The organism is Lysinibacillus sp. UGB7 (assembly GCF_049058285.1).
Lineage (GTDB): Bacteria > Bacillota > Bacilli > Bacillales_A > Planococcaceae > Lysinibacillus > Lysinibacillus sphaericus_B.
The window spans coordinates 66,210-81,042 of record NZ_JBMGUV010000026.1 but is presented as its reverse complement, the minus strand read 5'-3'; the positions used below and the strand labels follow the sequence as shown (position 1 = coordinate 81,042).

Genomic DNA, 14,833 nt, shown 5'->3' with positions numbered 1-14,833 from the left:
TTATAGAGAAATTTCAAATCATTGCATAGTTAGATTTTTACAGTTCAATAATTTCATTTATGTAAAGAGATAAGGCTATTCAATAAGTTGAAAAATGCTTATTGAACAACCTTAAACTGTACTACTTTGCTTTTTTCGCTTGTCGCTCCCATTGCAGTAATGACGGATAAGGATCAAATGCCCATTCCGTACGCCCATTGAACTTGTAGATGCCGTAATGAAGATGGGGTGGGAATTTTCCGGATGTTCCTTCTTTGCCGTAGCCGGAACTACCAACATAACCGAGAACTGTTCCAGGTTCTACAATGTCTCCAATCTCGATTTCCTTATGAAAGCTACCGAGGTGGGCATAATAATGATAGGAATTATGATTATCACGAACGCCAATCCGCCATCCACCAAATTGATTCCAGCCTTTTACTTCAACTACACCATAAGAAGTGGATAGGACAGGCGTCCCGTAGCTAGCAAAAATGTCGGTTCCTTCATGTATTCGTCTCCCTCCCCAACCTCTGTTAGCGCCCCATGTGCCTCTAAAGCTGTAATTGTTGCGGACAGGAATTGGAAAGGTATGTGCATCAAGATCTGTTGTTTTGAAATGTCTATACAAAGTGGAAATTGTAGTGATTTGATTGACAGCTTCTTCGCTTCCGTAATATTCCCATAAAGCTAATTTAAAATCCTCGTCTGTCGAGCCAAACTTCCTTAAATAACTGGCCATGGAGAATATGACATCTTCATCATCGTTAGGACTTGCAATACCATCACCATCGCCATCAAGCCCCATTCCTCCGAAAAAACTGATGGTTTCGGGGATTGTATCTTCCTTTACAGGGTTCAATGCCCCTGACCAATACTCGTCCGAAAATCGAATGGCAATATAACTTTCGCGCTTGGGTATATCTGAGCGGACCGATTGTAAATTGCGTTCAAATTGGTCGATAGCTGCTAAGAAGTGCCATGGAATCAATAATTCATCAAATTGTACATAATAGGACATACGCTGTTGCAAAATTTCCTCTTCAGAGGGTTTTTCTTTTGCCAATGTAACAATGGGGAGAGTAAAACTACATAATAGCAACAATGTTCCAAGGAAAATTAGATGACGATGACTCAATAAATGAACCTCCTTTCTACAGTTAGAATAACCGAATTTAATTATTTCATGAGTATGGTTTGTACAACAAAGTACAATCAACGGAAATCGACTTGCGACTATTGTGAGGCAACTTTTCATTCGGAAACAATTAAAGCGTTACTCTTGGTTTAGGACCATAAAATGAATTTTTTTGTGAAGTGTTTTCTTAACTAACCTAGGACTGTAGTGTAGTTTGGCAACAATTTACTCACTATGCATGGGAATATTTAAAGAATGCAAAAAAGTATTGGGTATCATAATGTCTCTTATTTCATACTATGTTATAAATCAAGCCCTGAATGGAGGGAAGGCTATCAACATTTTAAACAAAGTGAAGAGCTATCGCGAAGAAGAAAATCGACTGAAGTGGGAAGGTACATTTGCAGATTATTTAAGCATTATTAAGGAAAGACCTGAAGTTGCTCAAACTGCCCATTCACGCGTCTATAATATGATTAAAAGTGCAGGTTTAGAGGAACGCGATGGGCAAAAGATGTATCAGTTTTTTGGTCAAGAAATTTTTGGGCTTGAAACAGCAATTGAAAGATTGGTGGAGGAGTATTTCCATCCAGCAGCACGGAGATTGGATGTTAGGAAGCGAATTTTATTACTAATGGGGCCAGTAAGTGGCGGTAAATCAACGATTGTGACCTTGCTGAAACGTGGACTTGAGCAATATTCGCGCACGGATGAGGGAGCAGTCTTCGCAATTAAGGGATGTCCAATGCATGAAGATCCTCTACATTTAATTCCTCATCATTTACGTAAAGAATTTTTCGAGGAGTATGGTATACGGATTGAGGGTAGTTTATCGCCTTTAAATACGATGCGTCTTGAAAAGGAATATGATGGACGTATTGAAAATGTCATAATTGAACGTATTACTTTTTCAGAAGACAAACGAGTAGGCATCGGAACTTTTACTCCTTCTGACCCAAAATCTCAAGATATTGCTGATTTGACGGGCAGCATTGATTTCTCGACAATTGGTGTGTTTGGTTCAGAATCTGACCCTCGCGCTTATCGCTTTGATGGAGAGTTAAACAAGGCCAATCGAGGGATGATGGAATTCCAAGAAATGCTGAAATTAGACGAGAAATTCTTGTGGAACTTATTGTCATTAACTCAGGAAGGTAATTTTAAGGCGGGAAGATTCGCATTGATTAGTGCAGATGAGTTAATAGTGGCACATACAAACGAAACCGAGTATCGTTCATTCATATCGAATAAGAAAAACGAAGCATTACATTCGCGAATTATTGTGATGCCGATTCCTTATAATTTGAAAGTTAGTCAGGAAGAATTGATTTACCAAAAGATGATTAGAGAAAGCGATATTTCTCATGTTCATATTGCACCACATGCATTGAAGGCCGCAGCAATCTTTTCGGTTCTAACAAGGCTTGAAGTTCCGAAGAAACAAGGTGTGGATCTTATTAAAAAAATGCGCTTGTACGACGGAGAAAATGTGGAGGGATTTAATTCCGTTGACTTAGAGGAGCTTAAAAAAGAGTTTCCAAACGAAGGCATGAACGGTATTGATCCACGGTATATTATTAATCGAATTTCTTCAGCCATTATTCGAAAAGAAATACCGTCTATAAATGCGTTAGATGTTCTACGTTCACTGAAGGATGGACTGGATCAGCATGCTTCGATCTCACAGGAAGATCGAGAAAAATATATGAATTATATTGCTGTTGCTAGAAGAGAGTATGATGATATTGCGAAAAATGAAGTGCAAAAAGCGTTTGTTTATTCGTATGAAGAGTCGGCGAAAACACTGATGAATAATTATCTCGATAACGTTGAGGCTTTTTGTAATAAAAACAAAATTTTTGATCGTTTGACTGGTGAGGAAATGAATCCAGACGAAAAATTGATGCGTTCAATTGAAGAACAAATCGGCATTTCAGAAAATGCCAAAAAGGCTTTCCGTGAGGAAATTTTAATCCGTATTTCTGCGTATGCAAGAAAAGGCAAAAGATTTGATTATAATTCTCATGAAAGATTAAGAGAAGCAATTCAAAAGAAACTATTTGCAGACTTAAAAGATGTTGTGAAAATTACAACGTCTTCCAAAATGCCGGATGAATCGCAACTTAAGAAAATCAATGAGGTTGTGGCAAGACTTGTTGATGAACATGGTTATAACACAACGTCTGCAAATGAATTATTACAATATGTAGGTAGTCTACTGAATCGATAAAGACTGAATAGGAGTGTCCCTAGGGCACTCTTTTTATCTTCATTCATTTAGCGGAGGGACGTCAAATGAATGAAAGGACTCCATACTTAAATCGCCACGTCCTGTGGCAGTCCCTGCGTAATGTACATCGAAGTCCTAAAAATTGTGGCGCATGTTGCAGTTTTGAATTGTGCTTATATAATTCAAAACCGGGCGCAGGCCCCGTCGAGGTGTAATTGATTTCTCTAAAAAAGTGCAACATAGGTGATCACAAGCATAGTATAGAAAAAATGCAAATTTGATAGATGGGTGAGGATAAAAATGACTGAAAACCAGAATAAACGATATGCCATCTCTCAGGAAAATTGGTCCCTCCATCGTAAAGGGCACCAAGATCAACAACGTCATATGGAAAAAGTAAAAGATGCCATTAAAAATAATTTACCAGATTTAGTGAGTGAAGAAAGTATCATCATGTCCAATGGTCGTGAGGTTATCAAGATACCTATACGCTCTCTTGATGAATATAAAATTCGCTACAACTACGATAACTCGAAACATGTAGGCCAAGGACAAGGGGATAGTAATGTAGGGGATGTTGTAGCACGTGAACCAAGTAGAGGTAATCAAGGCAATGGCCAAGGTAAAGAAGCCGGTGATAAGCCTGGTAATGATTACTATGAGGCAGAGGTAAGCATCGAAGAAATACAAAATGTGTTATTTAAAGAGTTGGAGCTGCCGAATTTACAGCAAAAAGAAAAAGAAGATATTAAAACCGAAAAGGTTGAATTTAATGATATAAGAAAAAAAGGGCTTATGGGCAATGTCGATAAGAAGCGTACAATTTTAAATGCGCTGAAGCGTAATGCCATGCTGGGAAAGGCAGAAATTACTCCGATTCATAATGATGACTTGCGCTTTAAAACATGGGATGAAGTAGAAAAGCCAGAATCGAAGGCAGTAGTCCTTGCCATGATGGATACAAGTGGTTCCATGGGTTCCTTTGAAAAATATTGTGCCAGAAGCTTTTTCTTTTGGATGACTAGATTTTTACGTTCAAAGTACCAAACTGTAGAAATTGAATTTATCGCACATCATACGGAAGCCAAGGTGGTGACGGAGGAAGAGTTTTTTACTAAAGGAGAAAGTGGAGGAACCATTTGTTCATCTGCCTATATTAAAGCCTTGGAACTAATTGGTGAAAAATATAATCCGACTCGCTACAATATTTATCCGGTTCACTTTTCGGACGGTGAAAACATTTCGATGGATAATGAGAAATGCTTGAAGTTAGTTGGCGAGTTAATGGATGTTTCAAGTATGTTCGGATACGGTGAAGTAAATCAGCATAACCGCTTTTCTACACTTATGTATACGTATAAAAAAATTGAAGATGAGAAATTTAGGCATCATATTTTGAAGAAAAAAAGTGATGTTTACGATGCATTAAAAAGCTTTTTCCAAAAAAGCGAATCTTAATTTGAAGATTAAAGATGGGCAGTACTGAGTATGCAATTCCAAAGGAGGGAGCGAAAAATGGAGAATGAGCTTCACCGAGCGATTGATGAAATAACAGAAATTGCGGCAGGTTTCGGTTTAGATTTTTACACGATGCGATACGAAATATGTCCAGCAGATATTATTTATACATTTGGTGCATATGGAATGCCTACGCGTTTTTCGCATTGGAGTTTCGGGAAACAATTCCATAAAATGAAATTGCAATATGATTTAGGGTTAAGCCAAATTTATGAATTGGTCATTAACTCGGACCCATGCTATGCATTTTTACTTGATACGAATTCATTAACTCAAAATAAGCTAATTATTGCCCATGTATTGGCACACTGTGATTTTTTCAAAAATAATGTGCGCTTTTCCAATACAAGACGAGATATGGTCGAGAGCATGACTGCAACAGCTGAACGAATAGCTAGCTATGAAAGAGAGTACGGCAAGGATGAGGTTGAACAGTTTTTAGATGCGGTGTTAGCCATTCAAGAGCATATCGACCCATCTATCATACGACCTAGGCTGTTTACCGGTAATGAGGAAGAGGACGAAGAAGAAATTATTGCGTCAAGATCACCATATGATGATCTTTGGAGTTTAGATGAAAAAGAACAAGAACATAGAACGGTTCGAAGAAGATTAAAGCAGTTTCCGTCAAAGCCAGAAAAGGATTTATTACTATTTATTGAGGAACATAGTAGAGAGCTAGAGGAGTGGCAGCGCGATATTTTAACAATGATGCGTGAGGAAATGCTTTACTTTTGGCCGCAATTAGAAACGAAAATTATGAATGAAGGCTGGGCGTCCTATTGGCATCAACGAATTATGCGCGAGCTCAAGCTCACAACTACAGAGACCATAGAATATGCAAAATTAAATGCAGGCGTTGTGCAACCGTCTAAAACATCAATTAACCCTTATTATCTTGGGCTGAAAATTTTTGAGGATATTGAACAACGATATAATAACCCTACAGAAGAAATGAGAAAGTTAGGCGTTGAGCCGAACTCGGGTCGCGAGAAAATGTTTGAGGTGAGAGAGATTGAATCGGATATTTCTTTTATCCGAAATTATTTAACAAAGGATTTAGCAAAACAAGAGGACCTTTATTTGTTTCAGAAAAAAGGCAATGAATACCGTATTACTGACAAAGATCATGAAATGGTGCGTGATCAGCTCGTATCCATCCGGGTAAATGGTGGGTTTCCGTATATCGTGGTGAAAAATGGCGACTACTTACGGAATGGGGAGTTATATTTAGTGCATGGTTATGAGGGGATGGAGCTTGACCCACGATATTTAGAGAATGTATTACCGTACATTTATCAACTGTGGGGGCGACCGGTGCACTTGGAAACGTGTGTTGATGCAAAACCTGTTCTTTATTCATATGATGGAACTAAAAATTATAAGCGATCAGTGTAATTGTAAAACTTCTATCATGGGCTGATAAAACCCACAGATAGAAGTTTTATTAGTTAGTAACATTGGTGCCATAAAGCTTACTCTTTTTTTCTTGTTTCTTTATAAATTATCTTTGTTTTCTTCTTGATTTTGATTGGAGCTTGAATGTATTTTGCTATCGATTACTAAGCTATCACGTACTTTTATTCCTTGTTGTCCACCAGCCTCGTCATTATCATTACCGGCTATGCCACTTCTTCCATTCCCATCAGCAAATTGAGAATTTTGGTTTCTTGTGCGGCTACCGTTTAAAGCATTTTGCCCACCTTGGTTGGCATTTGTCCCCACATCTTTATTAATCTGTCCGCCACCCTCAGCTCTTTGTTCAATATGAATGTCCGTATTTCCAATATTAAACGTGAGATGAATCGTGATATTATCTTTTTCGTGATCTTTTGAATGTTCTCTTTCCAGTTCTTTAGATGAATTGTTTCTCCTCGAAAAATCTTTATATCCAGCCATCGTTTGCTCACCCCTTTCACTTAGGTATATTACTAACGTATTAACTTAACTTGAACTTACTTGTACGTGTAGCCTTGTGCTGAAATAGAAATAATTCAAAGTAAGTGTCATAATAAACCTAGCCTACGAGAAATAAATAATGAATAACTGCTCGCTATCGTGAAAATTTGTTAAAATGAATAAGATTATTTGAATAACATAGAACTGGAACGGTGAAAAAACGTTGAGAACATTTAAAAAGGTCTATATAGAAATTACCAGTGTCTGTAATTTGGCTTGTAGTTTCTGTCCACCGACTGCACGTGCAAAAGGGCTAATTAAGGTAGAACAATTTAATAAAATACTTGATGAAATACGACCACATACCAAATACATTTACTTGCATGTCAAAGGTGAACCACTGTTACATCCACGCATCGATCAGTTATTAGATGCTGCACACGCCAAGGGCTTTAAGGTCAATATTACGACCAATGGGACATTGATTAAAAAGAATCGTGAAAAATTGTTAGGTAAGCCGGCACTACGCCAAATCAATTTCTCATTACATAGCTTTGATGGTCATGAGGGCTCAGAAAATCGAGAGAAATATTTAGGTGATATATTGGATTTTGTCCGTGATGCAAAAGACTTTAATACAATCATTTCATATCGTCTCTGGAATTTACAACAAGAACATGTAACGGATATTGCGGCGAGAAGAAATCGAGAGACGTTAGAAATCTTAGAAAATGAATATACGCTGGATTATCGTATTGAGGAGAAAGTTCAGCCGGGCAAAGGCGTGAAAATTGCCAACAATATTTATTTAAATCAGGACCATGAGTTTAGATGGCCTAGTCTGCTCGCACCTGAGGATGAGGGCAAAGGTTTTTGTCATGCGTTACGTAGCCAAGCTGCGATTCTTGTTGATGGTACAGTTGTGCCGTGTTGTCTTGATGGTGAGGGTGTCATCAATCTAGGTAATGTTAATCAGACATCATTTACAGAGATTGTAGAGGGTGAACGTGCGAATAATATTGTTGAAGGATTTTCAAGACGAGAAGCGGTCGAAGAACTATGTAGAAAATGTGGCTATCGCCAAAAATTTGGGATGGAATAGTTGGTTCGAAAACAGCCGCTTGCTTTTTTGGGCTATTTAAAATTAAAAAACAGCACAAATGGTAGTGTTACCCATTTGTGCTGTTTTTCTTCGATTGTGCATCCACAGTATTTAAAAAATCCTTTGTTATACGTACAACATATTTTACTTCATCTAAATCTCGCTCTCTTAGTAATGAGCGATGAATGTCGAGCATTAGATTCTTCTCTTCAATATCGGTAACACCGGATAACTTTTGGAAATTAAACAGTTCTTCAGGTGCAATATCTAACGCCTTCATAAGCATCTCTAATGTGCTTAATGTGATATTCGATTGACCATGCTCAATATTTGAGATTCGACCTTTACTAAAACCTAACTTCCCCGTTTTTTCTGCAACTTCTTCTTGACTAAGTCCCTTAGAAACTCTAATGATACGGAGTTGTTCGCCTACAAGCTTTAAAAAGTCTGACATATCATTCACCTCTATGTAAAAAACTAGAGAAAAACCTTTGAAATGCATATACCATTATATTTGTATAATGGATAAAAAGTTACATTAAAATGGTACAATAGAGAGAGGTATTATTTGTTCGTGCGAAATTTAAGAAAGATACATAAGAATAAGTAAAAAACTTCAAGCAGATATGTTGTAGACAAAGTAAATAAAAATGGGGGATACAAGCATGCTAAAACGTTATAGATTAAAAGAAATTGTTTTAATTGTTGCCGGGTTATCAGTACCGAATATGCATTATTTCTCAAATATAAAGCATTTTAAGTGTGTTAAAGTGCCTGCAAAGACAATCATTCTCGCTAAAAGTGGTAGGAGTGGTACTGAAAAAAAGATATATCAATGTGAAACTGAAGTTTGCATTGCAAATGATAATGTAGCTATCATCCCAAATGAATCCATCATTTTAAGTGATTATTTATTGCATTACCTCAATTGGTATCAGTTAGGTAATGATTGGCAACATTTGTCTCATCTAACTGTAGATGTCCCAGGAATTGAAATGCAAACGAAAATCGTGCAGTTGTTAAATGCGATGCAGCTTTTAATAAAAAATAGAGACTCCTTAATAACATTGGTAGAAGATTTACCGCAGCATTTTAACGATATTTCGATGCAAGCTGAAAGCCATACAAGACACTTAAATTTAGGGTTTGATCAAGTTCAAAACTGTTATATTTCCTTGCTTCATAAAATCTTTAAAGGAGATCTTTTCAAGGAAATTCAACAACCTGATAATTTTATAGAACAATTGTGTAAAAAAAATATGAGTCAGTGCTAAGTGGTACAAGTAGCTCTTACATGAACCGTTTGCTATGTTTAACGATAGATTGGGGATGTTCCTAAAGTAAAAACAATATACGTAGAGGTATTCTAGATTCCTGCACTCGTATTTGCGACGAATGCGTGAAAAACGTAGGAACAGGAAAAGCAAGAGCAAGAGCATGAGCATGAGCATAAGACCCACCGATGCGGCTCATGCTTGCCTGTGGAAAGAAAGTGAAGCGGCATTTTACCATATAGGCAGACGGGCGTTTTTGTTTTAAGAGACAGCCCCTATCTAGCATGTATGATGTCTTATAGATGCAACGCTTTTAAGCTAATCTTCGGGGCGCCTCTACTAGCTCATGTCAAATTTCAATGATAATTGGCAATATCATTGGTTTTCGCTTCGTTTGAGAAAAGAGATATTGGCCCACTACTTTTTTTATTTCTTTTTTTAAGACGAATATTTGCTGTTTATTTTCTTCTTGCAATTCACTAACTGTTGTTTTGACGAGGACATCTACTTTGCGTAGTAACATTTCTGAATCTTTTGCATAAACAAAACCGCGTGAAATGGTATCTGGTTCCGCAATAATCGTACCATTCTCCTTACTGATCGTTAAAACAATAACGAGCATACCGTCTTCAGATAGTTGTTTGCGGTCACGTAATACAATCCCTTCAACCTCACCTATACCAATTCCATCAACATACGTATCGCCGGATGGAATCTTGCGTGTTTGTCTTGCCTTGGCATTTTCAATATCAACGACGTCCCCATTTTTCATGATAAAGGTATGGCCTCTTTTGACGCCTACCGCTTCTGCTAACAGCCGATGCTGGTGTAACATACGGAATTCACCATGAATGGGTATGAAAAATTTTGGTTTCATGAAGGTCAACATCAGCTTTAAATCTTCTTGGTAGCCATGTCCAGAAACATGCATCCCCGTGTTACTTGCAGATCCATAAATTACTTTTGCCCCTAGCTGAAATAAATTGTCGACGATTCGTGAAACACCTTTCTCATTCCCAGGAATAGGAGAAGCTGCTAAAATGATTGTATCATCAGGTAAAACTTTAACCTCACGATGATTTCCGCTGGCTAAGCGAGAAAGCGCAGCTAATGGCTCACCCTGACTCCCTGTACATAAAACCACTACTTCTTCAGGTGGAAGATACTTTACTTCACGTGCATCGATTAGCATGTCGTCAGGTATAGTTAGATACCCTCGTTCTAAAGCGACTTCTACAACATTCACCATACTACGTCCAAGTAATGCAAGCTTTCTTTTTGTTGCAATTGTTGCGTCGACAATCTGTTGAATACGATTTACATTAGAGGCAAATGTAGAGATGATGACTTTGCGATCGGCATGAAAAAAAGCTTCTTCAATATGACCTCCGACAAGTTGTTCTGATGGTGTTAACCCAGGTCGTTCGGCATTCGTACTTTCAGATATAAGCACTAGTACACCCTGCGTACCAATTTCGGCCATTTTATGAATATCAGCATATTGATTGTTCACAGGGGTTAAATCGAATTTAAAGTCACCAGTGTGTACAACATTACCTTCAGGGGTGTGAAAAACGATACCTAAGCAATCAGGTATACTATGGTTCGTTCTGAAAAAACTAACGTCCATAAGCCCGAGTTTTAACGCGGACTCAGAATGTATTTCTATTAGGTCTGTCTCTCTCAAAAGTTTATGCTCTTTTAGCTTTAACTCAATTAACCCGAGTGTAAAACGAGTTGCATAAATAGGAACATTTAATTTTTTTAAAAGATAAGGAATACCACCAATATGATCCTCGTGTCCATGTGTCACAATCAGTGCTTTTATCTTCTCTTTATTTTCCTGTAAATAAGTAATATCGGGGATAATCAAATCAATGCCCAATAAGCTTTCATCTGGAAACTTAGCACCACAATCGATAATTACCATATCGTTTCCGTATTGTACAACATACATATTTTTACCGATTTCATTGATGCCACCTAAGGCGAAAATGGATAATGTATTGTCTGTCATGGCCAAAATTATTTCCTCCTATTTTTAACTTACTACAATACTTTTTAGTATTGCTTCAGGTGATGTATCTTATACTTTTGATACATAATCAAAGAACAAAGAAAAACAACTATGCATATAAAATAATTGCAAAGTTGTTTCATGTTGTTGAAAAACTATAAAAGGTGTCCTATTAAATAAAGTATGACTCTTCGGCAAAACGAGCCGTTGATTTCCGTTCCAACTGAGCACTTTCCTGGGGGCGTCTGATGAGCCGCTTCACTCGCAGGTGTCACTCTAATGTATAGTACGATTCTTCCGCAACAGGGGTTTATGTGCTAAAGCGAAGCTTCACAACAAGCACAATCGTGTCAAAAAGTGCTACGCTATCGTTGATTGGAGTGGAAGGCTACTAGGGGTGAATGGATACTGCTGTACCGATGGGAACGATACTAGCAAGTTCCTCCACATCGTGATTATGCATACGTATACAGCCGCGTGAAACGGCATGACCAATAGAACTAGGGTCATTGGTTCCATGAATGCCATAGTGTTCTTTAGATAAACTCATCCACATTGTACCAAAAGGTCCACCTGGATTAGGCGCTTTATTAATGATAATAAAACTACCTACAGGTGTACCATGTAACATTCTACCGACGGCAATAGGATATTGTTTTTGAAGGATGCCATCTTTGAATAGCCGTAACCAACGATTTTCGATGGAAATATCGATTTGATAAGGGATTGTATTAGGATCTGGAAAACCCGGTATGACAATTTGTTGCCCGATATAAAGAACATTTGGATTAATTCCTGGATTTGCGGAAATTATTGATGACAAAGGGGTACGATAATCTCTAGCGATTTGAGATAATGTTTCGCCTGCTTTGACGGTATGAATCAGTGTAACCACCTCCCGCTATTAGTTGTTATAGTGTATTTTATGCTTGGAGTAGAGAAAGTGCCGAAAGTGATTTAGCAAAGGATGAAGTGTGGAAATAGCGGTTAAGTTAAGCGCAAGGTATATCTGATAGTAGGGGAGCATTTAATAATGAAGGAATTTAAAATTACTTATTTTTTTGATGAAATGCATTATGTCCGAAGATTTATTCATATTGAATCGCAAGAAAAAGCTGAGCAATTGGTACGAAACGAGCGAGATCAATATATTTCATTTACAGATAGTAGAGGAATTTATCATGAACTGCATACAAAAAATGTCCGAGTAATTCAAATCTCTGAATACCATCGTGTAGATAAAACAAAACATAAAGTGAAAAAGTAGTCCATGTTAAAGGTAAACGCTGAAGACACATAATCTGTTCACCTTTACACACATTATAGATAAAGGAGTGTGGAATGATGGACAAAGAAAATGTACCGCATGACAAAAAAATGTTTATGAACTTAGCCAGTAAGGATAAACCAGACATGGTGGAATCGGATACAATTAGTATTTTCGATTTGCACGAAGACATGCAAACAGTGGATATCATACCAATTGCTGAGCTCAATAAAAGAGTGAAAAGAGAAGGCGACGAACTGATTGAACTGCAGCCGGATGAATTATAGAAATGGAGGTATTTGTATGAGTGATAATCATAAAGCGTTGTTCACTTCTTCAGGTACGAACATTAACGAGGTAAAAAGGAAAAATGCAGCTTCTGGGTTATCCTACAATGAAGTAAAAGAGCTGTTAGCTAAAAATGGTGGACAGGGGACAGCAATCTATAGTGATACGAACATTCAAGAAGTAAAAATGGAAAATCAGTCATTTAAGAATAATTCATGATTGCCTAAAGGGAGTGCGAAATATATTTGTATTTCGTACTTCTGATTTTGTACAGTACAATATCACGAGTAGAAAGGAGTGCATGCAATTGCCTACTGGTGAAAAGTGTTGTCCAATATGTGAACAAGAAAATCATTGCGAGCTGGCTCAAGGTAACAATACTTGCTGGTGTATGAAGGAGAGCTTTCCTGAAAATATCTTGGAAGCGGTAACTCAACAACCTAATAAGTGCATCTGTCGAAAATGCTTAAATACATATAAATACAAAGGTATATAGTTTTAGATGATCTGTTGGTACAAATGTCTATTACACAACAACCTACAGGGCATACATTACTCTGAAAGGAGTGTGTCTAATGTCTAAACCAATTGAACTTAGTAATGTAACACAGGCATATTTAGAGGAATATCAAAAAATCCTTAATAAAATGATGCAGGGTATGACCTATGTTACCATTACATGTAGCATATCAGAGAATTTCATCAAACAAATAATTCCGCATCAAGTAGCTGCTATTAAAATGTCAGAAAACGTTTTACGTTATACAACAAATATCCCTGTTCAAAACTTCGCATTAGAAATAATAAATACTCATTCTGAAATAGTAGAAAATCTAGAAGCAATACAAAATAGATGCTGTATCGTGCAAAATTCAGAATATGAATTATATGAATATATGTGTACGTTTAAGGAAATAACGGAAGTCATGTTCCAGGCAATGTGTGCACCACCAATTTCTAATAGTATTAATGTGAATTATATCCAAAAAATGATTATCCATCATCAAGGAGGCGTACGATTAGCGCAAAATGTATTGAGATTCTGTATTTGCCAAGAGTTAATTCCGATTCTCCAATGCATGATTAAAACATTATGCTGTCAAATCGAAGAGATGCAAAAATTACTGAAAGGCTTGCAGGATTGTTAATAAAAAAACGCTAAAATCTACGGTGATTTTAGCGTTTTTGTGTTATATGAAAATCGATGAGATGCGGGCTGCGTTGTTCTAAGTCTATATAAGCACGTTTATTACCACAATAATACAAAATCACGTGCGTGGACGTTAACTCTTTACATATTATTATCTTTTTGTACACTTGGTTGACATTATCTCACCATAACTATAACACATTTATCCATGTCCATGAAATAGCTAAATTCGGTTAGCCAATGCCATTGAAAGTTGTGAATTTTCCTGTAGTGAAGTAAATGGTGCGCACATAAACGTTACTGTTCGCTTTTCACTGTCATAAAGACACCATTCACGATGGTCAACAACAGAACCAACATTGATGCCATATTGTTTATCATGTAAGGTAATCGGCTGACCAAAATGAATACGAACGGGTAGCTTTTTATTAAGACTATAAAGGCCTGACTCATGGCTATGTCCGAAAAAAAGAAGCTTTTTTTCGAATGGAGGGAAAGTAGGTTGCCATGTAACACTCCACTTAAATTGATGGCCGTGCATAAGTGTTGCGCCATCAATGTCCATTGTTTCAGGGAGTTCTATAAAACGCTCGATGCCTGTCACTTGTGTAATACGTTCTTCTTGATTGCCTCGGATGGATGGGAACGTTAGTAAATTTTCAAAATCACTTTCTATGATAGCTGCTTTTTGCAACGGCAAGTCAGACACAGATTTCGCCTTTTTTTTACTAACAATACATTCATATAAATCACCTAATCCTATTACTTCAGCATTCTTCGCTGTTTGTTGAATGTGAGCCAATACGGCTTTTGTATCTTCAATACTAGAATGTAAATCTCCTAAAAGTGCATACAGCATGTTAACCAGGCCTTTCTTCAAAATGGATTGTACAAGTATCATACACCTAACAGAAATTGATAGAAAAGTAAAATGTATAAGTATATTTTGTTACATATCACTGAAATTTTAG

At 37.1% G+C, this 14,833-nt stretch carries 16 protein-coding genes; 10 read left to right on the top strand and 6 right to left on the bottom strand.

The genetic code is table 11. The annotated features are described in order from the left end of the window. Positions 1 to 121 precede the first annotated feature (121 nt). The gene (locus ACOMCU_RS20300) at positions 122 to 1,117 is read right to left on the bottom strand and encodes a M23 family metallopeptidase (protein WP_010857189.1); all 996 of its coding nucleotides are present in this window, start codon (positions 1,115 to 1,117) and stop codon (positions 122 to 124) included. Positions 1,118 to 1,451: 334 nt separating this feature from the next. On the opposite strand from ACOMCU_RS20300, the gene ACOMCU_RS20295 reads away from it, so the two are divergent. From ACOMCU_RS20295 to ACOMCU_RS20285, 3 genes are all read left to right on the top strand, one after another. Then, positions 1,452 to 3,347: a PrkA family serine protein kinase gene (locus ACOMCU_RS20295; protein WP_036130893.1), complete on the top strand. Its 1,896-nt coding sequence runs from the start codon at positions 1,452 to 1,454 to the stop codon at positions 3,345 to 3,347. Between the two features lie 300 nt (positions 3,348 to 3,647). Further along, positions 3,648 to 4,805, top strand: a complete 1,158-nt coding sequence (yhbH, locus tag ACOMCU_RS20290; RefSeq protein ID WP_010857191.1) for a sporulation protein YhbH — start codon at positions 3,648 to 3,650, stop codon at positions 4,803 to 4,805. Between the two features lie 57 nt (positions 4,806 to 4,862). After that, on the top strand, positions 4,863 to 6,263 hold the full coding sequence (locus ACOMCU_RS20285; RefSeq protein WP_421051192.1) for a SpoVR family protein: 1,401 nt from the start codon (positions 4,863 to 4,865) through the stop codon (positions 6,261 to 6,263). A gap of 99 nt (positions 6,264 to 6,362) precedes the next feature. Here the strand turns inward: ACOMCU_RS20285 and ACOMCU_RS20280 are convergent, their stop codons facing one another. Then, positions 6,363 to 6,764, bottom strand: a complete 402-nt coding sequence (locus ACOMCU_RS20280; protein ID WP_421051191.1) for a hypothetical protein — start codon at positions 6,762 to 6,764, stop codon at positions 6,363 to 6,365. A 223-nt stretch (positions 6,765 to 6,987) separates the two neighbouring features. On the opposite strand from ACOMCU_RS20280, the gene ACOMCU_RS20275 reads away from it, so the two are divergent. Further along, entirely contained in the window at positions 6,988 to 7,866 is an 879-nt protein-coding gene (locus tag ACOMCU_RS20275) for a radical SAM/SPASM domain-containing protein (RefSeq protein WP_010857194.1), read from the top strand. 67 nt (positions 7,867 to 7,933) lie between these two features. On the opposite strand, the gene ACOMCU_RS20270 is transcribed toward ACOMCU_RS20275, so the two are convergent. After that, the gene (locus ACOMCU_RS20270; protein WP_010857195.1) at positions 7,934 to 8,320 is read right to left on the bottom strand and encodes a helix-turn-helix domain-containing protein; all 387 of its coding nucleotides are present in this window, start codon (positions 8,318 to 8,320) and stop codon (positions 7,934 to 7,936) included. Positions 8,321 to 8,531: 211 nt separating this feature from the next. Here ACOMCU_RS20270 and ACOMCU_RS20265 point away from each other — a divergent pair, with 211 nt between their 5' ends. After that, complete coding sequence (locus tag ACOMCU_RS20265) at positions 8,532 to 9,140, top strand: hypothetical protein (RefSeq protein ID WP_010857196.1); 609 nt, start codon at positions 8,532 to 8,534, stop codon at positions 9,138 to 9,140. Between the two features lie 349 nt (positions 9,141 to 9,489). Here ACOMCU_RS20265 and ACOMCU_RS20260 read toward each other — a convergent pair whose 3' ends face one another. Continuing rightward, on the bottom strand, positions 9,490 to 11,157 hold the full coding sequence (locus tag ACOMCU_RS20260) for a ribonuclease J (RefSeq protein ID WP_155242480.1): 1,668 nt from the start codon (positions 11,155 to 11,157) through the stop codon (positions 9,490 to 9,492). A gap of 391 nt (positions 11,158 to 11,548) precedes the next feature. Continuing rightward, positions 11,549 to 12,043, bottom strand: a complete 495-nt coding sequence (locus ACOMCU_RS20255; protein WP_036130899.1) for a L,D-transpeptidase family protein — start codon at positions 12,041 to 12,043, stop codon at positions 11,549 to 11,551. 147 nt (positions 12,044 to 12,190) lie between these two features. On the opposite strand from ACOMCU_RS20255, the gene ACOMCU_RS20250 reads away from it, so the two are divergent. From ACOMCU_RS20250 to ACOMCU_RS20230, 5 genes are all read left to right on the top strand, one after another. Then, positions 12,191 to 12,424 (top strand): hypothetical protein, encoded by a 234-nt coding sequence (locus ACOMCU_RS20250; RefSeq protein ID WP_010857199.1) that lies wholly within the window; start codon positions 12,191 to 12,193, stop codon positions 12,422 to 12,424. A 74-nt stretch (positions 12,425 to 12,498) separates the two neighbouring features. Continuing rightward, the gene (locus ACOMCU_RS20245; RefSeq protein WP_230491806.1) at positions 12,499 to 12,711 is read left to right on the top strand and encodes a hypothetical protein; all 213 of its coding nucleotides are present in this window, start codon (positions 12,499 to 12,501) and stop codon (positions 12,709 to 12,711) included. Positions 12,712 to 12,727: 16 nt separating this feature from the next. Beyond that, a complete protein-coding gene (locus tag ACOMCU_RS20240; RefSeq protein ID WP_421051190.1) occupies positions 12,728 to 12,931 on the top strand; it encodes a gamma-type small acid-soluble spore protein in 204 nt (67 codons plus the stop codon). An 82-nt stretch (positions 12,932 to 13,013) separates the two neighbouring features. Then, entirely contained in the window at positions 13,014 to 13,208 is a 195-nt protein-coding gene (locus tag ACOMCU_RS20235) for a cysteine-rich CWC family protein (protein WP_230491807.1), read from the top strand. A 79-nt stretch (positions 13,209 to 13,287) separates the two neighbouring features. Beyond that, entirely contained in the window at positions 13,288 to 13,860 is a 573-nt protein-coding gene (locus tag ACOMCU_RS20230) for a DUF305 domain-containing protein (protein WP_421051189.1), read from the top strand. A gap of 225 nt (positions 13,861 to 14,085) precedes the next feature. On the opposite strand, the gene ACOMCU_RS20225 is transcribed toward ACOMCU_RS20230, so the two are convergent. Next, positions 14,086 to 14,721, bottom strand: coding sequence for a metallophosphoesterase family protein (locus tag ACOMCU_RS20225; protein WP_010857203.1), 636 nt, complete (start codon positions 14,719 to 14,721; stop codon positions 14,086 to 14,088). Positions 14,722 to 14,833 lie beyond the last annotated feature (112 nt).

Coding starts and splice junctions, on each gene's coding strand:
- ACOMCU_RS20250 (WP_010857199.1), top strand. CDS start 12,191: ATGAAGGAATTTAAAATTACTTATTTTTTTGATGAAATGCATTATGTC.
- yhbH (WP_010857191.1), top strand. CDS start 3,648: ATGACTGAAAACCAGAATAAACGATATGCCATCTCTCAGGAAAATTGG.
- ACOMCU_RS20245 (WP_230491806.1), top strand. CDS start 12,499: ATGATGGACAAAGAAAATGTACCGCATGACAAAAAAATGTTTATGAAC.
- ACOMCU_RS20260 (WP_155242480.1), bottom strand. CDS start 11,157: ATGACAGACAATACATTATCCATTTTCGCCTTAGGTGGCATCAATGAA.
- ACOMCU_RS20270 (WP_010857195.1), bottom strand. CDS start 8,320: ATGTCAGACTTTTTAAAGCTTGTAGGCGAACAACTCCGTATCATTAGA.
- ACOMCU_RS20280 (WP_421051191.1), bottom strand. CDS start 6,764: ATGGCTGGATATAAAGATTTTTCGAGGAGAAACAATTCATCTAAAGAA.
- ACOMCU_RS20235 (WP_230491807.1), top strand. CDS start 13,014: ATGCAATTGCCTACTGGTGAAAAGTGTTGTCCAATATGTGAACAAGAA.
- ACOMCU_RS20225 (WP_010857203.1), bottom strand. CDS start 14,721: ATGCTGTATGCACTTTTAGGAGATTTACATTCTAGTATTGAAGATACA.
- ACOMCU_RS20230 (WP_421051189.1), top strand. CDS start 13,288: ATGTCTAAACCAATTGAACTTAGTAATGTAACACAGGCATATTTAGAG.
- ACOMCU_RS20240 (WP_421051190.1), top strand. CDS start 12,728: ATGAGTGATAATCATAAAGCGTTGTTCACTTCTTCAGGTACGAACATT.
- ACOMCU_RS20265 (WP_010857196.1), top strand. CDS start 8,532: ATGCTAAAACGTTATAGATTAAAAGAAATTGTTTTAATTGTTGCCGGG.
- ACOMCU_RS20285 (WP_421051192.1), top strand. CDS start 4,863: ATGGAGAATGAGCTTCACCGAGCGATTGATGAAATAACAGAAATTGCG.